Below are 16,494 nucleotides of genomic sequence, written 5' to 3'. Positions count from 1 at the left end.
CATCGGCACCCGCGACATCGACTCCACACCACCAGCGATGACCAGGTCCTCCCAGCCCGCGCGGACCTTCTGCGCCGCGATGTTCACCGCCTCCAGACCCGACGCGCAGAACCGGTTCAACTGCACCCCCGCCACCGTGTCCGGCAACCCCGCCACGATCGCAGCCGTCTTGGCGATATCCGCGCCCTGATCACCCACCGGGGACACCACACCCAACACGACGTCGTCGATGTTACCCGGGTCCAGACCCGGGTAACGGCGGCGCAACTCGCCGATCAACCCGACGACCAACGACACCGGCTTCACCCCGTGCAGCGAACCATGCTGTTTGCCACGCCCACGCGGCGTGCGCACCGCGTCGAACACGTATGCCTCGTGTGTCATCGCAACCTCTCCGGCCGACGCCGCCGCGTCAGCGCGCCGACGTGCGAATCTGCGTTAACTTTCTCCGACCGTCTCCGGACCGTCAAGGCCGTCGCGGCGAATCCGCTGTGACGCAGTCCGCATTCGCGCCGCCGCGGGGCACTAGGCTGCGCTCGTGCACGGCACCGACCTCGCCCCCAGGAAGCGGCCGAAGAACCGCAAGGCCCAGATCGCGCTCGTCGCGGCGGAGCTGTTCTGCGAGCGCGGCTATCACCTGGTCGGCATCGACGAGATCGCGGCGGCGGTCGGCATCAGCGGCCCGGCGGTGTACCGGCACTTCACCAACAAGTACGCGATCCTCGTGCACGCCACCCGTGAGCTGGTCACCGCGGCCCTCGACGCGGTCCAGGAGGCGCCCGGCGACGAGGACCCGGCGGCGGCGCTCGACGCCCAGCTCGCCTCCCTCGCCCGGTTCACCGTCGAGCGACGCAAGGTCGGCGGGCTCTACCAGTGGGAGTGGCGCTACCTCGCCGACGAGCACCGTGCCGAGTTCCGTGAGGCGCTCGGCGTGCTCAACGGCCGGCTCGCCGACCCGCTGCGGCGGCTGCGGCCCGAGCTGTCCCCGGCCGGCGCGCAGTTCCTGGTCGGCGCCGCGCTGAGCACGTTCGGCAGCCTCACCACGCACCGGGCCGCCGCGCCCAGGGCCCGCGCCGAGGCGACGCTGCAGCGCCTCGGCTGGGCGATGCTGCGCGCCGACCCGCCGCCGGCGTCGGCGGTGCGCGCCGCGCGCGGCGCCGCGACGCCGCCGGCCGCCGAGCCGCCGGCGGTGGGCCTGGAGCCGCGGCGGGAGCTGCTGCTCGCCTCGGCGATCCGGCTGTTCCACCGGCTCGGCTACCACGCCGTCGGCATGGAGGACATCGGCGCCGCCGCCGGCATCAACGCCTCCAGCGTGTACCGCTACTTCCCGAGCAAGGGTGACCTGCTCGCGGCCGCGTACTACCGGGCCTCGGACCGGCTGGCCGCCTCGACGTCGGCGGCGCTGCGTGGTGTCGCCGAACCGGAGGAGGCGCTGCGCCGGCTCGTCGAGGCCTACGTCGGCTTCGCGTTCGGCGAGAGCGACCTGGTCTCGGTGTACCTGGCGGAGAACAGCAACCTGCCCGATCCGGACCGGCACGAGCTGCGCAAGGTCCAGCGGCTGCACGTGGAGGAGTGGGTGCGGCTGGTCGCCCAGGTCCGGCCCGACCTGCCGGCCGCCGAGGCCAGGGTCCTCGTGCACGCCGCCATCAACCTCGTCACCGACCTCGGCCGGGCGGTGCGCTTCGCCCGGACCGGCGGCGCCGCCGCATCCGTCACCGCGCTCGCCCGCACGGCCCTCGCCGCCTGACCCGCCCGACTCGCCGCCTTCCCAGAAAGTTAACCGTCGTTTACAGTGCCCACAGGAGCGGCGGCGGTGTGCCCGTGCCCCGCTCCGGCGACGTCACACGCCACGACGCTCCGGTGACCACACCCCGTCCACGGTCACCGGGTCAAGGGAGGCACCACGATGACCCCTGCCACCGTCACCCAGGACGACCTCGCGCAGCGCTTCGCCGCGACGGCCGACGGCCTGACCATTCCTGCACTGCTCGACCGCAACGCCCGCGACTTCGGCGACCTGCCCGCCCTCAGCACCCTCGGCGGCACCGCCACCCTCACCTGGCGGCAGGTCCGCGACCGGGTCGCCGCCCTCACCCTCGGGCTGCACGACGCCGGCCTGCGCCCCGGCGACCGCGTGCTGATGCTCATGTCCAGCCGCCCCGAGCACTGGCTGGTGGACCTCGCCGCCGTGCACCTCGGCGCCGTGCCGTCCACCGCCTACGCCACGCTCAGCGGCGACCAGCTGCGCTACCTCGCCGAACACAGCCAGGCCCGGGTCGTCGTGGTCGAGAACGCCGCCCAGCTCGACCGGGTCCGGGCCTTCCTCGGCGAGCTGCCGGCGCCGCTCCGGGTCGTCATGGTCGACGGTCCGGCGGACGCGGCCGCGGTGCCGCTGGACGAGATCGAGACGGCGGGAGCGGCGGCCCTCGCCGCAGACGGGGCGGCGTTCGAGCGGCTGTGGCGGGCCGTGCGGCCCGAGCAGCCCGTCACGCTGCTCTACACCTCGGGCACCACCGGCGACCCGAAGGGTGTCCTGCTCAGCCACCGCAACGTGGTGTACCAGGCCGTCGTGCTGGAGGCCACGGTGCCGGTCGCCGACCACTCGCCGGCCCTGGCCTACCTGCCGCTGGCGCACATCGCCGAGCGGATGCTGGGCATCTACAACGCGGTGTACCGGGCCGGGCACGTCACCATCTGCCCCGACCCGGCGCAGCTTGCCGCCGGGCTGGCCGCGGTGCGCCCGGTGTCGTTCTTCGGCGTGCCCCGCGTCTGGGAGAAGATGGCCGCCGGCATCCAGGCGTTCGTGGCCGCCGCCGACCCGGCGGTGCGCGCCGCGTTCGAGGCGGCGAGCACGGCCGCGCTGCAGGCGTACGAGCTGCGCGAGGCGGGCCGGCCGGTGCCGGAGGAGCTCGCCGCCCGGGTCGCCGCCCTCGACGCGCAGGTGCTGCGGCCGGTGCGGGCCCGTCTCGGGCTGGACCGGGTCGGGTGGGCCGGCAGCGGCTCGGCGCCGATCCCGGTCGCGGTGCTGCGCTTCCTCGCCGGCTGCGGCCTCGACGTGCTCGAGGTGTGGGGGATGACCGAGACGACCGGCACCGCCACGATCAACGCCCCCGACGCGTTCCGCACCGGCACCGTCGGCCGGGTCAACCCCGGCATGCGGCTGCGGCTCGCCGAGGACGGCGAGATCATGGTCCGCGGGCCGCTGGTCTGCCTCGGCTACCTGCGCGCCGACGGCGGCGTCGAGCCGGCCACCGACGCCGCCGGGTGGCTCGCCACCGGCGACGTGGGGATGCTCGACGAGGACGGGTTCCTCACCATCACCGACCGCAAGAAGGAACTCATCATCACCTCCAGCGGCAAGAACATCGCGCCGGCGCAGCTGGAGAACCTGCTGCGGGCGCACCCGCTGATCGGCCAGGCGGTGGCGATCGGCGACCGCCGCCCGTACGTGACCGCGCTGATCGTGCTCGACGAGGAGATGGCACCGGCCTGGGCCGGCGGCCGCGATCTCAGCCCCGACCTCGCCGAGCTGTCCGCGGACCCGGTCCTGCTCGCCGAGATCCAGGCCGCGGTCGACGCGGCGAACGCGAGACTGTCCCGCCCCGAGCAGATCAAGACGTTCCGCGTGCTGCCGGCGCCGTGGTCCCCGGTCACCGGCGAGATCACCCCGACGCTCAAGCTGCGCCGCCGGGTCATCGCCGAGCGGTACGCCGACGTCATCGACGGCCTGTACACCTGATGTTCTGAGTCCGGGAGGGTCCATGTTCGTCGTGCACGTCGCCGCCGGCGAGGAAGTCGTCGGGTCGATCAACCGGCAGTGCGCCGACCGGGGCATCAGCCAGGCGGGGATCCTGCTCGTCGGCGCCGTCAAGGGCTGCACGATCAGCGTCATGCCCCGCGACGACGAGACGGCGGACATCCTCACCGACTACGACGAGCCGTTCGAGCTCACCGGCAGGGGCGAGATCGTGGACGGCCGGGCCCACCTGCACGTCGCGGCCGGCGGCGAGGGCCGCACCGTGGTGGGGCACCTGCACCGGGCGCTCGTGGGCGGCTGGTTCGTCCGGGCCTACGTGACCCCGCGCGACTGACCGGCGGCGCCGCGGCCGGCCGGACCGCGCCGGCTGCGGCGGGTCCTCAGGGCCGGGGTGGCGGCGGTTCGGGTGGGGCGGCGCGCAGCCACCTCGGGTCAAGGTCGGCGGGCGGGGGCGGCGCGCCGAGGTCCGACGGGCGGTAGCCGGTCGGGTAACCGGGGTAGGTGCGGTTGCGCGGGTCGACGCCGAGGCGGGAGCGGCGCCGCGACGGCAGCAGCCGCACCACCCGGGCCCGGGCGCGCAGGCCGAGCCGGGCGGCGCCGGACACCCACCGGGGCGCGGGGCGCAGACCGAACGCGGCCAGCATCGGCGGGTCGAGCATGGCGCGCACCCCGACACGGACCGCCGGGCGCAGCGGCGCCGGGAACCAGCCGGCGAGCAGGCCGATCGTGGCCCGCGCGACGTTGCGGTTCGACTCGCTGTACCGGAACGTCGCGGCCTCGTAGTCCGTCTTGAAGCGGCGGAACCGCTCGATGTCGTCCGGCACGTCCCGGATGCCCATGCGCCGGCCGACCGCCCGGTAGAACTCGAACGCCGCGACCCGCTCGTGGTCGGTGAGGGGGCGCCAGCCGAACCGGTCGATCCAGTCGATCGGGTCGTACACGAACGTCGACAGCACGTAGCGCAGGTCGTCGTTGCCGATCGCGTAGCGGCCGTGCGCCCGGTTGATGACCCGCAGCGCCTCGCGGCCGCGCGGCGAGTCGTAGCCGTGCGCGGCCAGCTCCGCCATGAGCAGGGCGGTGTCGTCGTAGCGGCGCTGCGGCCGGTCCCGGAACTCGCCGGTCGCGTCCAGCAGCGCCGAGATGCTCGGCACGCAGTACGTGCGCAGCAGCGCGAGCTCCAGTGCCCGCTGGTAGTCCCAGGGAAACTCGTAGCCGGCCGAGATCCGGTAGATCTCGGCGTGGTCGGCGACGGGGTCGAGCTGCAGGATCCGGCGGGTCCAGCGGCGCATCACAGCTCCAGCGATCGGCCGACGACTTCCTTCATGATCTCGGTGGTGCCGCCGTAGATGGTCTGCACCCGCGCGTCGAGGTAGGCGCGGGCGACCGGGTACTCCAGCATGTACCCGTAGCCGCCGTGCAGCTGCAGGCACCGGTCGACGACCCGCAGCTGCAGCTCGGTGCACCACCACTTGGCCATCGCGGCGTCCTCGACGCTCAGCCGCGGCTCGGTGAGGCACCGGTCGACGAAGACCCGGCCCAGCTGCAGCTCGGTGCGCAGCTCCGCCAGCACGAACCGGTTGTGCTGGAACCGGCCGATCGGCTGGCCGAACGCGGTGCGGCTGCGGCAGTGCTCCAGCGTCAGCTCGAACACCGCCTCGGCGGCGGCCATCGCCGCGACCGCGATCGACAGCCGCTCCAGCGGCAGGTTGCGCATGAGGTACTGGAACCCCTTGCCCTCCTCGCCGAGCAGGTTCGCGGCCGGGACCCGCACGTCGGTGAAGAACAGCTCGGCGGTGTCCTGCGCCTTCTGGCCGATCTTCTCCAGGTTGCGGCCGCGCTCGAAGCCCGGCATGCCGCGCTCGACCGCCAGCAGGCTGAAGCCGCGGTGCCCGGCGGACGGGTCGGTGCGGGCCACGACGATCACCAGGTCGGCGAGGATGCCGTTGCTGATGAACGTCTTCTGCCCGTTGAGCACGTAGTGCTCGCCGTCGCGCACGGCGGTGGTGCGCAGCCCCTGCAGGTCGCTGCCGGCGCCCGGCTCCGTCATGGCGATCGCGGTGATCAGCTCGCCGCGGCAGAACCCGGGCAGCCAGCGCTCCCGCTGCGCGTCGTCGGCCAGGCCGGTGAGGTACGGCCCGATGATGTCGTTGTGCAGGCCGAACGCGGGGCCGGTCGCGCCGGCGCGGGCCAGCTCCTCGGTGAGGATCGCGTGGTAGCGCAGGTCCCGCACGCCGGCGCCGCCGTGCGCCTCGTCCACGAAGAAGCCGAGCAGCCCGGCCCGGCCGGCGGCCAGCCACACGTCGCGGTCGACGACCCCGGCGGCCTCCCAGCGCGCGTGGTGCGGGGTGACCTCCTTGGCGATGAAGGTGCGCACCAGGTCGCGGAACGCGTCGTGCTCGGCGGTGAAGATGTCGCGCCGCATCGGTCCTCCTCAGTCCAGCATGGCTTTGACGGCGGCGAGCTGCCGCTGCGGGTCGGGCCCCAGCGGGGTCACCGCGAGCGTCGTGACACCGGCGTCCTTGAAGGCCGCGATCCGGTCCTTGACGTAGCCCTCCGGCCCGATGAGGCCCGACAGCTCCAGCAGCTCGTCGGGGACCGCGGCGGCCGCGGCGTCCTTGTGCCCGGCCAGGTACAGGTCCTGGATGCGGTCGGCCGCCGCGCCGAAGCCGTAGCGGGTGACGACGTCGTGGTAGAAGTTGCGGCCGCGGGCGCCCATCCCGCCGACGTACAGCGCGATCGTGGGGCGGGCCAGCTCGCGCAGGTGGGTGACGTCCTCGCCGATCGCCAGAGGCCCGCCGGCCACGACGTCGAGCGGGCCGAGGGCCGGGTCCCGCTTGGCGGTGCCGGCGGCGATGGCGTCGCCCCACACCTGCGCGGCGCGCTCCGGCAGGTACAGGAACGGCAACCAGCCCTCGGCGAGCTCGGCGGTCATCGTCACGTTGCGGTCGCCGAGCGCGGCGAGGTAGATCGGGATGCGGTCGCGGACCGGGCGGGTGAGCAGCTTGAGCGGCTTGCCGAGGCCGGTGCCCAGCTCGGGCGGCAGCGGCAGGCGGTAGGCGCCGTCGTGCACGAGCGGCTCGCGGCGCCAGACCTGCCGGCAGATGTCGATGATCTCGCGGGTGCGCACCAGCGGCCGGTCGTAGGGCACGCCGTGCCAGCCCTCGACGACCTGCGGGCCGGACGCGCCGAGGCCGAGCATGGCCCGCCCGCCGGACAGCGCGTCCAGCCCGGCGGCGGTCTGGGCGATCAGCGCCGGGGTGCGCGAGTAGATCGGCAGGATCGCCGAGCCGATCGCGAGCCGCTCGGTGCGGGCGGCGAGGAAGCCCATGATGGTCGGGGCGTCGAACCCGTACGCCTCGGCGACCCAGACGGCGTCGAGCCCGGCCGCCTCCCAGCTCGCGGCCTGCTCGGCGGCGGCGCGCGGGTCGGCGGCGTACTGCAGGTGCGTGGCGAGTCGCATCAGTGGACCTCCAACGGGGGGACGCCCCAGTCCTCGAGGATGTCCCGGCCGTGCTGGCCGGGCAGTGGCGGTGGGCCGGACAGCTGTGCGGGGGTGGCGGAGAACCGCGGGGCGGGCGCGGGCTGGACCGTGCCGTGGTGCTCGACGAACGTCCCGCGGGCGGTCAGGTGCGCGTCGGTGGCGGCCTCGCCGAGCGTGTGGACCGCGGTGACGCACGCGTCGCTGCCGGCGAAGTGCGCGGTCCACTCGGCGCGGGTCCGGGTGGCGAAGCGCTCGGCGAACCGGTCGCGCAGCCGCGGCCAGCGGGCCACGTCGTACTGGGCGGGCAGATCGGGGTCGCCGTCGAGGTCCAGACGGCGCAGCAGCTCGGCGTAGAACTGCGGCTCGAGCGCGCCGACCGCCATGTGCCCGCCGTCGGCGGTCTCGTAGACGGCGTAGAAGGGCGCGCCGCCGTCGAGCAGGTTCGCGCCGCGGCGGTCCTGCCACAGCCCGGCGGCGCGCAGGCCGTGCAGCAGCGTGGTGAGGTGCGCGGCGCCGTCGACGATCGCGGCGTCCACGACCTGGCCGCGGCCGGTCCGGTCGGCCTCGCGCAGCGCGGCGAGGATGCCCACGACGAGGTACAGGGAGCCGCCGCCGAAGTCGCCGACGAGGTTGATCGGGACCTGCGGCGGGCCGCCGGCCGGGCCGATCGGGTCGAGCGCGCCGGCCAGGGCGATGTAGTCGATGTCGTGCCCGGCCCGGGCGGCGAGCGGGCCGTCCTGGCCCCAGCCGGTCATCCGGCCGTAGACCAGCGCCGGGTTGCGGGCCAGGACCGCGTCGGGGCCGACGCCGAGCCGCTCGGCGACGCCCGGCCGCCAGCCCTCGATGAGCGCGTGCGCCCGGCCGGCGAGGGCGAGCACCGTCCGCACCCCGGCGGGCTGCTTGAGGTCGACCGCGATCGAGCGCTTGCCGCGGTTGAGCAGGTCACCGGCGGGGTCGGCGGCGATCGGTGAGCCGCCGCCGGTCCGGTCGACCCGGACCACGTCCGCGCCGAGGTCGGCGAGCAGCATCGCGGCGAACGGTCCGGGGCCGATGCCGGCCAGCTCGACGACGCGCAATCCCTGCAGGGGCCCAGCCATACGATCTCCCGCCGCTTCCGGGCCTGCGCCCGATAGTTTGATATTTGATACAGTAAGCCGCTTTCGGGAGGAGGCACCATGGCCGTCGAGCGGCCGCAGCTGTCCGACGAGGTCGTCGCGCACCTGCGGGACCGGATCATGTCGGGCGAGCTGCGCCCCGGCGAGCGGATCCGCCTCGAGGACGTCGCCGAGCAGCTCGGGGTCAGCATCACCCCGGTGCGGGAGGCGCTGCTGACCCTGCGCGGCTACGACATGGTCGAGCTGCAGCCGCGCCGGGGCTACGTGGTGGCGCCGCTGTCCCGGCAGGACATCCTCGACGTCTTCGCGTTGCAGGCGCACATCGCCGGCGACCTGGCCGAGCGGATCGCCGAGCGGGTGACACCGGGGGAGCTGGCGGAGCTGACCGCGACGCACCGGGCGCTGCGGCGCGCCGCGCAGGGCAAGCGGCCGGAGATCGCCGAGCTGGAGCGGCTGGAGTTCGAGTTCCACCGGGCCGGCAACCGGGTCGCCGGGGCGCGCAAGCTGTCGTGGCTGCTGCACTGGGCGACGCGGTACACCCCGGCCCGGTTCCTCGCCACGGACCCGGCCTGGCGGTCCGGGATGCTCACCGACCACGAGGCGCTGCTCGCCGCGCTGGCCGGGCACGACGCGCAGGCCGCCCGCGCGGCGATGGCCCGGCACTTCACCGACGGCGCGGACCGGCTCGTCAAGCACCTGGACGACCTGGGTATCTGGGCCTGAGCGGCTCCTCATCCGCGCCCGTGCGCTTCCAGGCGAGCGGGGTCCGGCGCCGGCCGTCCCAGCCGAGCCGGGCCCACCAGCCGGCCGCGGCCCGAGCCGTGTCGACCGCGTCCTGCACACCCCGCTGGTCCGCAACGGTCCGCGTCGGCATGCGCACCTCCGTCGCGCCAGATTTGATATTTGATATGCTACGGTCGCTGTCAATCCCCGGGCAGGACCCCGGCACGGTGCTGCCCCGCGAGACGTCGATGGTGAAGCTCACGGCCACCGAGACCGCCCGCCGGGTCGCCCTCGACGCGATGCAGATGATGGGCGGCTACGGCTACGCCACCGAGTACGACATGGAGCGGCTCGTGCGCGCCACCGTCGTGTCCACGGTGTACGGCGGCACCAGCGAGATCCAGCGCGAGATCATCGGCAAGACCTACGGCCTGTGACGGCCCCGGCGGGTCACAGCAGCTCGACGGGGACGAACACCATCGACGCGACCCCGTCGAGGCGCTGAAGGTCCGCCAGCTGCGGGATCTTGCCGCCGTGCAGGCCGACGCGGAACCGGAACGAGGCGGGGACGGCGTGCGCCGGGACCGCGTCCAGCGACGTGGCCAGTGCCGCCGTGGCGTCCTTGGCCTTGCACCGCTGCAGCAGCCGGGCCTTGGTCCGCTCGCCGGTCTCGTACCGGACCGACTCCGTGCGCGGCAGTCCCTTGATCAGCCGCTCGATCGCGCCGCGCGGCTCGTCGCCCACCCCGGACTCCAGCCGCACGAGGACCCCGGCCTGCTCCTGCTTCGTGACGTCGCCGCCGCCGACGGCAAGGGTGGTCCGGCTGACCCCGTCGAACGCGTCGATGACCAGCTGCACCGCCTCGGCGACCGGCGCGTCGGCGACCAGCACCTCGAAGTACTCCGGCGCGGTCTGCGGTGTCACGCCGCCGGCCAGCGCCGGGTCGCTCTGGAGGCTCTTGGCGAGGCGCTCGTACGCCTCCTGCCGGCTGACGAACGCGACGCTGGTCACCGCCGGCAGCCCCCGGACGCGCGCCTCGAGCGCCGGCCGGTCCGCCTCGGGCCTCAGGAAGGCGGAGATCCTGACCGGCAACGGGTCGGTGTCGCCGCCGGTGCACCCGGACAGGGGCACGGCGAGCAGGGTGAGCACCAGCACGGTCGCGAGGTTGCGCAGCACCGGTGCACTGTAGACAGCCGGCACCGTGGCCCGCTGTCCCGTGGCGGGGCGAGGTGAGGGATGGTCAGGTGGCTCCCGGGCGGGCGGTGTCGGCGTACCGGGGCAGCTGCCCGCCGCCGTCGACGAGGAGGCTCGCCCCGGTGAGGTACGCCGCGAGCGGCGAGGCCAGCAGCAGCACCGCGTCGGCGATGTCGGCGGGGGTGGCCATGCGCCCCATCGGGACGGTCGCGGCGACCGCGGCGAGGGCGGCCTCGTCGCCGTAGTGGGCGGTGTTGTCCTCGGTGCGGACCACGCCGGCGGTGACGGTGTTGACCCGGACCTTCGGCGCCCACTCCAGGGCCAGGGCGCGGGTGAGGGTCTCCAGGCCGGCCTTGGCCGCGGCGTAGGCGGCGGTGCCCGGGGCCGGGCGCAGCGCGGAGACGCTGCCGATGTTGACGATCAGCCCGCCGTCCGGCTGGCCCTGCATGACCGTGTTGGCCGCTTGCGCGACGAAGAACGGGGCGAGCAGGTTGAGCCGCACGACCGCGGTGACCAGGTTCGGTGACGCCGTGGCGGCCGGGGCCGCGGGGGAGCCGCCGGCGTTGTTGACCACCAGGTCGAGCCGGCCGAACCGGTCCACGGCGGCCGCCACGAGCTGCCCGGCCGCCTCGGGCTCGCGCACGTCGGCGGCGGTGAAGGCGACGCCGTCGGGCAGGTCGGCGGGGGCGCGCCGGCCGCAGGTCAGGACCCGGTAGCCGGCGGCGGCCAGGCGGGCGGCGATCTCCCGGCCGATGCCGCGGGTGCCGCCGGTGACGATCGCCGCGGGGTCAGAGCCGCTCGATGATGGTGACATTCGCCGTGCCTCCGCCCTCGCACATGGTCTGCAGCCCGTACCGGCCGCCGGTGTCCTCCAGGGTGTGCAGCAGCGTCGTCATCAGCCGGGCGCCGGTCGCGCCGAGCGGGTGGCCGAGCGCGACGGCGCCGCCGTTGACGTTGACCCGGGACAGGTCGGCGCCGGTCTCCCGCTGCCAGGCCAGGACGACCGGCACGAACGCCTCGTTGATCTCGACCAGGTCGATGTCGTCGATGGTGAGGCCGCTGCGCCGCAGCGCGTGCGCGGTCGCCGGGATCGGGCCGGTGAGCATGTACACGGGGTCGTCGGCGCGCACGCTCAGGTGGTGCACGCGGGCGCGGGGGCGCAGGCCGTGGGTGCGCACCGCGGCCTCGGAGGCGACCAGCAGCGCCGCGGCACCGTCGGAGATCTGGCTGGCCAGGGCGGCGGTGACCACCCCGCCGGGGGTGAGCGTGGGCAGCCCGGCCATCTTCTCCAACGAGGTGTCCGGGCGGGGGCCCTCGTCCGCCGTCACGTCGCCAAGGGGGACGATCTCGCGGGTGAACCGGCCGGCGGCCCGGGCGGCGACGGCCCGGCGGTGGCTGTCCAGCGCGTACCGCTCCATCTCGGCCCGCTCCAGCGACCACTTCGCGGCGATCAGCTCGGCCGCGCGGAACTGGCCGATCTCCTGGTCGCCGTAGCGGGCCTGCCAGCCGGCGCTGCCGCGGAACGGGTCGTCGAAGCCGTACGCGCGGCCGGCCAGCATCGCCGCGGAGATCGGGATGGCGCTCATGTTCTGCACCCCGCCGGCCACCACCAGGTCGGCGGTGCCGGACATGACGGCCTGGGCGGCGAAGTGCAGCGCCTGCTGGGAGGAGCCGCACTGCCGGTCGACGGTGACGCCGGGGACGGCCTCGGGCAGGCCGGCGGCGAGCCACGAGGTGCGGGCGATGTTGCCGGCCTGCGGGCCGATGGCGTCGACGCAGCCGAAGATGACATCGTCGACGGCGGCGGGGTCGACGCCGCCGCGGTCCATGAGCGCGGTCAGCACGTGCGCGCCGAGGTCGGCGGGGTGCACGCCGGCGAGTCCGCCGCCCCGCCGGCCGACCGGGGTGCGCACCGCTTCGACCAGGTAAGCCTCCGTCATGCCAGGCACCTTACCAAGCGAGCGCTTGGTTGGTAAGGTGCCTGGCATGGAACCGTTGCGGGCTCGGACGCTGCCGGAGCTGGTGCGGGCCGGTGCCGAGCACCACGGCGACCGCGAGGCGATCGTCGACGGGCCGGTCCGGCTCACCTACGCCGGGCTGGCCGAGGAGGTGGCCCGCTTCGCCGGGGCCCTTGCCGCCAGGGGTGTCGGCAAGGGCGACCGGGTCGCGCTGTGGGCGCCGAACTCGTGGCGGTGGATCGTCGCCGCGCTCGGCGTCGTCACCGCCGGGGGCGTCCTCGTGCCGCTCAACACCCGGTTCAAGGGCCCGGAGGCCGGCTACGTCCTCCAGCGCAGCGGCGCCCGGCTGCTGCTGGTCGACGACGGCTTCCTCGGCAACCGCTACGTGGACTCCCTGGCCTCGGAGGATCTTCCGGATTTGTCCGATATCGTACCGCTGGCCGAGTGGGACGCGTTCGTCAGCCGTACCGCCGACGTCACCGCGACCGTGGACCCGGACGACCTGTCGGACCTCTTCTTCACCTCCGGCACGACCGGGCGGCCGAAGGGTGCCATGCTCACCCACCGGCAGAGCACCCAGGTCTACGTCGCCTGGAGCGAGCTGGCCGGCCTGCGCGCCGGGGACCGCTACCTGCTGGTCAACCCGTGCTTCAACACGTTCGGCTACAAGGCCGGCGTCATCGCCTGCCTGCTGCGCGGCGCCACCATCGTGCCGCAGCCCGTCTTCGACGTCGCGGCCTCGCTGCGGCTCATCGAGCAGGAGCGCATCACGGTGCTGCCCGGGCCGCCCACGCTGTACACCTCGATGCTGGACCACCCCGACCGGCACCGGCACGACCTGTCCAGCCTGCGGGTCGCGGTCACCGGCGCCACGACCGTGCCAGTGGTCATGATCGAACGGCTCCGGGATGAGCTGCGGCTGGCCACCGTGCTCACCGCCTACGGCCTCACCGAGTCGTGCGGCACGGCGACCATGTGCCGCCCCGACGACGACCCCGTCACCGTGTCGACCACCTGCGGCGCCGCGATCGACGGCGTCGAGGTGACCGTCGACCCGGACAGCCGCGAGGTCCTCGTCCGCGGCTACAACGTGATGCGCGGCTACTGGCAGGACCCGGCGGCGACCGCCGACGCGATCGACGCCGACGGCTGGCTGCACACCGGCGACGTCGGCGCCCTCGACGAGCGCGGCTACCTGCGCATCACCGACCGGCTCAAGGACATGGTCATCGTCGGCGGGTTCAACGTGTACCCGGCCGAGATCGAGCAGGTCCTGGCCCGGCACGACGGCGTCGCCGAGGTCGCCGTCATCGGCGTGCCCGACGCGCGCCTGGGCGAGGTCACCCGCGCCTACGTCGTGCCCCGGCCGGACCGCGCCCCGACCCAGGAGGAGCTCACCGTGTACTGCCGCGACCGCCTCGCCAACTTCAAGGTGCCCCGCTCCTACGTATTCCTGGACGCGCTGCCGCGCAACGCCAGCGGCAAGGTGCTCAAGACGACCCTGCGCGGGCAGGCCTGACATGCACACCGGCACCGACACCGTCATCGTCACCGGCGGCGCCAGCGGCATCGGCGCCGCGGTCGTCCGCCTCGCCGCCGAGCAGGGCCTGCGCCCGGTCGTGTGGGACCTGGCGGCGACCGACGGCGGCCTCGTCGTGGACGTGCGCGACCCCGCCGCCCTCGCGGCCGCCCTCGCGGCCACCGGCCCGGCGCGGTACCTGGTCAACAACGCCGGACCGGCCAGCGGCGGCGCACCGCTGGACTTCGGCGCCGGGCTGCTCGGCACCGCCGGCAGCGTCGAGGCCGTCACCACCGCCTGGCTGCGCACCGGACCGCCCGAGGGCGCCGCGGTGGTGAACGTGGCCTCCGTCGCCGGCAACCTCGTCGGCACCGACTCCGCGTGGTACAGCGCCGGGAAGGCCGCCATCGCCGGGTACACCCGGCACCTCGCCACCCGCCTCGCACCCGCCGTCCGCGCGAACGCCGTCGCGCCCGGCTTCATCGACACCCCGCGGATGGCGGGCTTCGCCGACACGCCGCTCGGCCGGGACCTCATCGCCCGCAACCCGATGCGTCGCGCCGGGCGCCCCGAGGACGTCGCCGCCGCCGTGCTCTTCCTGCTGTCCCCGTCCGCCGCCTACATCAACGGTGTCCTGCTGCCGGTCGACGGCGGCTGGACGGTCACTCAATGAAAGGGGCTGCGCAGATGCCCGAAGCCGTCATCGTCTCGGCCGTGCGCTCGCCGATCGGCCGCGCCCACAAGGGCTCCCTCACCGGCGTGCGCGCCGACGACCTCGCCGCGCAGATCGTGCGCCTCGCCCTCGACCGGGTCCCGGCGCTGGATCCGCGGACCCTCGACGACCTCATGCTCGGCTGCGCCCAGCCGGCCGGCGAGCAGGGGTACAACCTCGGCCGGCAGGTCGCCATGCAGCTCGGGTACGACATGGTGCCGGGCACCACCGTCAACCGCTACTGCGCGTCGTCGCTGCAGGCGATCCGGATGGCGTTCCACGCGATCAAGGCCGGCGAGGGGCACGCGTTCGTCGCCGCCGGCGTGGAGGTCGTCTCGCACTACGCGGCGGGCAAGGCCGACGGCATGCCCGGCACCCGCAACCCGCGCTTCGACGGCGCCGGCGGGGCCCGGCCGGGCGTACCGTGGTCGGACCCGCGCGAGCGCGGCGAGCTGCCCGACGTGTACATCGCCATGGGTGAGACCGCCGAGAACGTCGCCGAGCTGTGCGGCATCAGCCGGCGCGAGCAGGACGAGTTCGCGGTGCGCAGCCAGAACAACGCGGAGAAGGCCCTCGCCGACGGCTTCTGGGAGCGCGACATCACCCCCGTCACGCTGCCCGACGGCACCGTGCTGCGCGCCGACGACGGCCCGCGCGCCGGGGTCACCCTCGACAAGGTCGCCGCCCTGCAGCCGGCGTTCCGGCCCGACGGCACCGTCACCGCCGGCAACTGCTGCCCGCTCAACGACGGCGCCGCCGCGCTGGTCGTGCTCAGCGACACCCGCGCCCGCGAGCTGGGGCTGACCCCGCTCGCCAGGATCGTCAGCACCGGGGTGTCCGCGCTCAGCCCCGAAATCATGGGCCTCGGCCCGGTCGAGGCGTCCCGCCGCGCCCTGGCCAACGCGGGCATGGCGATCGGCGACATCGACCTGGTGGAGATCAACGAGGCGTTCGCCGCGCAGGTGATCCCGGCGTACCGGCAGATCGGTGCCGACCTGGACCGGGTCAACGTGCACGGCGGCGCGATCGCGGTCGGCCACCCGTTCGGGATGACCGGCGCGAGGATCGCCACCACCCTGCTCAACGGCCTGGTGCACCGCGACGCCCAGTTCGGCCTGGAGACCATGTGCACCGCCGGCGGGCAGGGCATGGCCATGATCGTCGAGCGGCTGAGCTGATGGCGGCGCTGGAGGGCAAGGCGGTCGTCGTCACCGGCGCGGGCCGGGGCCTCGGCGCCGCCTACGCCCGGCTCGCCGCGGCCGAGGGCGCGGCGGTCCTGGTCAACGACGTCGACGCCGGTCTCGCCGAGGCGGTCGCGGCGGACATCACCGCGGCCGGCGGCCGGGCCCTCGCCGCCGCCGGCACGATCAGCACCTGGGACGGCGCCGGCGCCGTCGTCGCCCGGTGCGTCGAGGCGTTCGGCGCGATCGACGGCCTGGTCAACAACGCCGGGATCTTCCGCCTCGCCCACCCGGCCGAGCAGGACCCCGACGAGTTCCGCGCGGTCGTCGAGGTGAACCTGCTCGGCACCGCGTACTGCGGGCTGCACGCGATCCGGGCGATGCTCGCCCGGGGCGGCGGCTCGGTGGTGAACGTGACGTCCGGCGCGCACGCCGGCTCCGCCGCGATGGGCGCGTACGGCGCCAGCAAGGGCGGCGTCGCCTCGCTCACCTACTGCTGGGCCGCCGACCTGATCGGCACCGGCGTGCGGGTCAACGCCGTCTCCCCGAACGCGCACACCCGCATGGCGGACGCGTTCGAGGCGTACCTCGGCGCCGCCGCCCAGGGGCAGAACGTCCACAAGCCGCCGGAGCAGAACGCCCCGGCCGTGATCTACCTGTTGTCCGACGCCGCCGCGGCCGTGCACGGCCAGGTGGTCCGCATCGACGGCGACGAGCTGTCGATGATCGCCCACCCGGTCGTGCAGGGTGACGGCGCCCGCGACCCGCAGTGGTCCGTGGCGAAGGTGGCGGCGGCGTTCGCGGCCGGCACGGTCGGCCCGGTCAGCCCCGTCGGGCTGCACCGCGCCTGAGCC

At 74.7% G+C, this 16,494-nt stretch carries 17 protein-coding genes; 9 read left to right on the top strand and 8 right to left on the bottom strand.

What is annotated here, in order from left to right; genetic code table 11:
- Positions 1 to 366: thiolase family protein (locus OP18_RS04750; RefSeq protein ID WP_281179441.1), on the bottom strand; the 366-nt coding region annotated here is incomplete at its 3' end.
- 172 nt (positions 367 to 538) lie between these two features.
- Here OP18_RS04750 and OP18_RS04745 point away from each other — a divergent pair.
- From OP18_RS04745 to OP18_RS54795, 3 genes are all read left to right on the top strand, one after another.
- Positions 539 to 1,747 carry a TetR/AcrR family transcriptional regulator gene (locus tag OP18_RS04745; RefSeq protein ID WP_033357447.1) on the top strand — a complete coding sequence of 403 codons (1,209 nt, stop codon included), beginning with the start codon at positions 539 to 541 and terminating at the stop codon, positions 1,745 to 1,747.
- Positions 1,748 to 1,906: 159 nt separating this feature from the next.
- Positions 1,907 to 3,739, top strand: a complete 1,833-nt coding sequence (locus OP18_RS04740) for an AMP-dependent synthetase/ligase (protein ID WP_033357446.1) — start codon at positions 1,907 to 1,909, stop codon at positions 3,737 to 3,739.
- A 22-nt stretch (positions 3,740 to 3,761) separates the two neighbouring features.
- Complete coding sequence (locus tag OP18_RS54795) at positions 3,762 to 4,091, top strand: PPC domain-containing DNA-binding protein (RefSeq protein ID WP_081970358.1); 330 nt, start codon at positions 3,762 to 3,764, stop codon at positions 4,089 to 4,091.
- A 46-nt stretch (positions 4,092 to 4,137) separates the two neighbouring features.
- Here the strand turns inward: OP18_RS54795 and OP18_RS04730 are convergent, their stop codons facing one another.
- Genes OP18_RS04730 through OP18_RS04715 form a run of 4 tightly spaced genes read right to left on the bottom strand, consistent with a single transcriptional unit; the run spans position 4,138 to position 8,335 of the window.
- Positions 4,138 to 5,046, bottom strand: a complete 909-nt coding sequence (locus tag OP18_RS04730; RefSeq protein ID WP_033357445.1) for an oxygenase MpaB family protein — start codon at positions 5,044 to 5,046, stop codon at positions 4,138 to 4,140.
- Positions 5,046 to 6,179, bottom strand: a complete 1,134-nt coding sequence (locus OP18_RS04725; protein WP_033357444.1) for an acyl-CoA dehydrogenase family protein — start codon at positions 6,177 to 6,179, stop codon at positions 5,046 to 5,048. Before OP18_RS04725 ends, OP18_RS04730 begins: the two co-directional genes overlap by 1 nt.
- A 9-nt stretch (positions 6,180 to 6,188) precedes the next feature.
- The gene (locus OP18_RS04720; RefSeq protein ID WP_033357443.1) at positions 6,189 to 7,217 is read right to left on the bottom strand and encodes an LLM class F420-dependent oxidoreductase; all 1,029 of its coding nucleotides are present in this window, start codon (positions 7,215 to 7,217) and stop codon (positions 6,189 to 6,191) included.
- The gene (locus OP18_RS04715) at positions 7,217 to 8,335 is read right to left on the bottom strand and encodes a CaiB/BaiF CoA transferase family protein (RefSeq protein WP_033357442.1); all 1,119 of its coding nucleotides are present in this window, start codon (positions 8,333 to 8,335) and stop codon (positions 7,217 to 7,219) included. Before OP18_RS04715 ends, OP18_RS04720 begins: the two co-directional genes overlap by 1 nt.
- 78 nt (positions 8,336 to 8,413) lie before the next feature.
- On the opposite strand from OP18_RS04715, the gene OP18_RS04710 reads away from it, so the two are divergent.
- Entirely contained in the window at positions 8,414 to 9,076 is a 663-nt protein-coding gene (locus OP18_RS04710) for a GntR family transcriptional regulator (RefSeq protein WP_033357441.1), read from the top strand.
- A gap of 185 nt (positions 9,077 to 9,261) precedes the next feature.
- Positions 9,262 to 9,513: an acyl-CoA dehydrogenase family protein gene (locus OP18_RS04705; protein ID WP_245635255.1), complete on the top strand. Its 252-nt coding sequence runs from the start codon at positions 9,262 to 9,264 to the stop codon at positions 9,511 to 9,513.
- Between the two features lie 13 nt (positions 9,514 to 9,526).
- Here the strand turns inward: OP18_RS04705 and OP18_RS04700 are convergent, their stop codons facing one another.
- The 3 genes from OP18_RS04700 to OP18_RS04690 all read right to left on the bottom strand — a co-directional run bounded on the left by OP18_RS04700 (position 9,527) and on the right by OP18_RS04690 (position 12,210).
- Positions 9,527 to 10,252, bottom strand: coding sequence for a permease-like cell division protein FtsX (locus tag OP18_RS04700; protein WP_033357439.1), 726 nt, complete (start codon positions 10,250 to 10,252; stop codon positions 9,527 to 9,529).
- Positions 10,253 to 10,316: 64 nt separating this feature from the next.
- Positions 10,317 to 11,084: an SDR family oxidoreductase gene (locus OP18_RS04695; protein ID WP_033357438.1), complete on the bottom strand. Its 768-nt coding sequence runs from the start codon at positions 11,082 to 11,084 to the stop codon at positions 10,317 to 10,319.
- Positions 11,059 to 12,210, bottom strand: coding sequence for an acetyl-CoA C-acetyltransferase (locus OP18_RS04690; protein ID WP_033357437.1), 1,152 nt, complete (start codon positions 12,208 to 12,210; stop codon positions 11,059 to 11,061). Before OP18_RS04690 ends, OP18_RS04695 begins: the two co-directional genes overlap by 26 nt.
- Before the next feature lie 46 nt (positions 12,211 to 12,256).
- On the opposite strand from OP18_RS04690, the gene OP18_RS04685 reads away from it, so the two are divergent.
- From OP18_RS04685 to OP18_RS04670, 4 genes are read left to right on the top strand one after another with little or no spacing between them, the layout of a single operon-like run.
- The gene (locus OP18_RS04685; RefSeq protein ID WP_033357436.1) at positions 12,257 to 13,747 is read left to right on the top strand and encodes a FadD3 family acyl-CoA ligase; all 1,491 of its coding nucleotides are present in this window, start codon (positions 12,257 to 12,259) and stop codon (positions 13,745 to 13,747) included.
- A gap of 1 nt (position 13,748) precedes the next feature.
- Positions 13,749 to 14,420, top strand: a complete 672-nt coding sequence (locus OP18_RS04680) for an SDR family NAD(P)-dependent oxidoreductase (RefSeq protein ID WP_033357435.1) — start codon at positions 13,749 to 13,751, stop codon at positions 14,418 to 14,420.
- Between the two features lie 14 nt (positions 14,421 to 14,434).
- Positions 14,435 to 15,637 (top strand): acetyl-CoA C-acetyltransferase, encoded by a 1,203-nt coding sequence (locus OP18_RS04675; RefSeq protein ID WP_033357434.1) that lies wholly within the window; start codon positions 14,435 to 14,437, stop codon positions 15,635 to 15,637.
- Positions 15,637 to 16,491 carry an SDR family NAD(P)-dependent oxidoreductase gene (locus OP18_RS04670; protein WP_033357433.1) on the top strand — a complete coding sequence of 285 codons (855 nt, stop codon included), beginning with the start codon at positions 15,637 to 15,639 and terminating at the stop codon, positions 16,489 to 16,491. The genes OP18_RS04675 and OP18_RS04670 overlap by 1 nt, the downstream gene beginning before the upstream one ends.
- Positions 16,492 to 16,494 lie beyond the last annotated feature (3 nt).

The organism is Dactylosporangium aurantiacum (assembly GCF_000716715.1).
GTDB classification, from domain to species: domain Bacteria; phylum Actinomycetota; class Actinomycetes; order Mycobacteriales; family Micromonosporaceae; genus Dactylosporangium; species Dactylosporangium aurantiacum.
This window is presented reverse-complemented; position numbering and strand designations above follow the sequence as displayed.

What these genes read in the sequence shown, in the direction of transcription:
- OP18_RS04740 (WP_033357446.1), top strand. Translation starts at nt 1,907, where the DNA reads ATGACCCCTGCCACCGTCACCCAGGACGACCTCGCGCAGCGCTTCGCC.
- OP18_RS54795 (WP_081970358.1), top strand. Translation starts at nt 3,762, where the DNA reads ATGTTCGTCGTGCACGTCGCCGCCGGCGAGGAAGTCGTCGGGTCGATC.
- OP18_RS04730 (WP_033357445.1), bottom strand. Translation starts at nt 5,046, where the DNA reads ATGCGCCGCTGGACCCGCCGGATCCTGCAGCTCGACCCCGTCGCCGAC.
- OP18_RS04725 (WP_033357444.1), bottom strand. Translation starts at nt 6,179, where the DNA reads ATGCGGCGCGACATCTTCACCGCCGAGCACGACGCGTTCCGCGACCTG.
- OP18_RS04720 (WP_033357443.1), bottom strand. Translation starts at nt 7,217, where the DNA reads ATGCGACTCGCCACGCACCTGCAGTACGCCGCCGACCCGCGCGCCGCC.
- OP18_RS04715 (WP_033357442.1), bottom strand. Translation starts at nt 8,335, where the DNA reads ATGGCTGGGCCCCTGCAGGGATTGCGCGTCGTCGAGCTGGCCGGCATC.
- OP18_RS04710 (WP_033357441.1), top strand. Translation starts at nt 8,414, where the DNA reads ATGGCCGTCGAGCGGCCGCAGCTGTCCGACGAGGTCGTCGCGCACCTG.
- OP18_RS04705 (WP_245635255.1), top strand. Translation starts at nt 9,262, where the DNA reads ATGCTACGGTCGCTGTCAATCCCCGGGCAGGACCCCGGCACGGTGCTG.
- OP18_RS04695 (WP_033357438.1), bottom strand. Translation starts at nt 11,084, where the DNA reads ATGTCACCATCATCGAGCGGCTCTGACCCCGCGGCGATCGTCACCGGC.
- OP18_RS04690 (WP_033357437.1), bottom strand. Translation starts at nt 12,210, where the DNA reads ATGACGGAGGCTTACCTGGTCGAAGCGGTGCGCACCCCGGTCGGCCGG.
- OP18_RS04685 (WP_033357436.1), top strand. Translation starts at nt 12,257, where the DNA reads ATGGAACCGTTGCGGGCTCGGACGCTGCCGGAGCTGGTGCGGGCCGGT.
- OP18_RS04680 (WP_033357435.1), top strand. Translation starts at nt 13,749, where the DNA reads ATGCACACCGGCACCGACACCGTCATCGTCACCGGCGGCGCCAGCGGC.
- OP18_RS04675 (WP_033357434.1), top strand. Translation starts at nt 14,435, where the DNA reads ATGCCCGAAGCCGTCATCGTCTCGGCCGTGCGCTCGCCGATCGGCCGC.
- OP18_RS04670 (WP_033357433.1), top strand. Translation starts at nt 15,637, where the DNA reads ATGGCGGCGCTGGAGGGCAAGGCGGTCGTCGTCACCGGCGCGGGCCGG.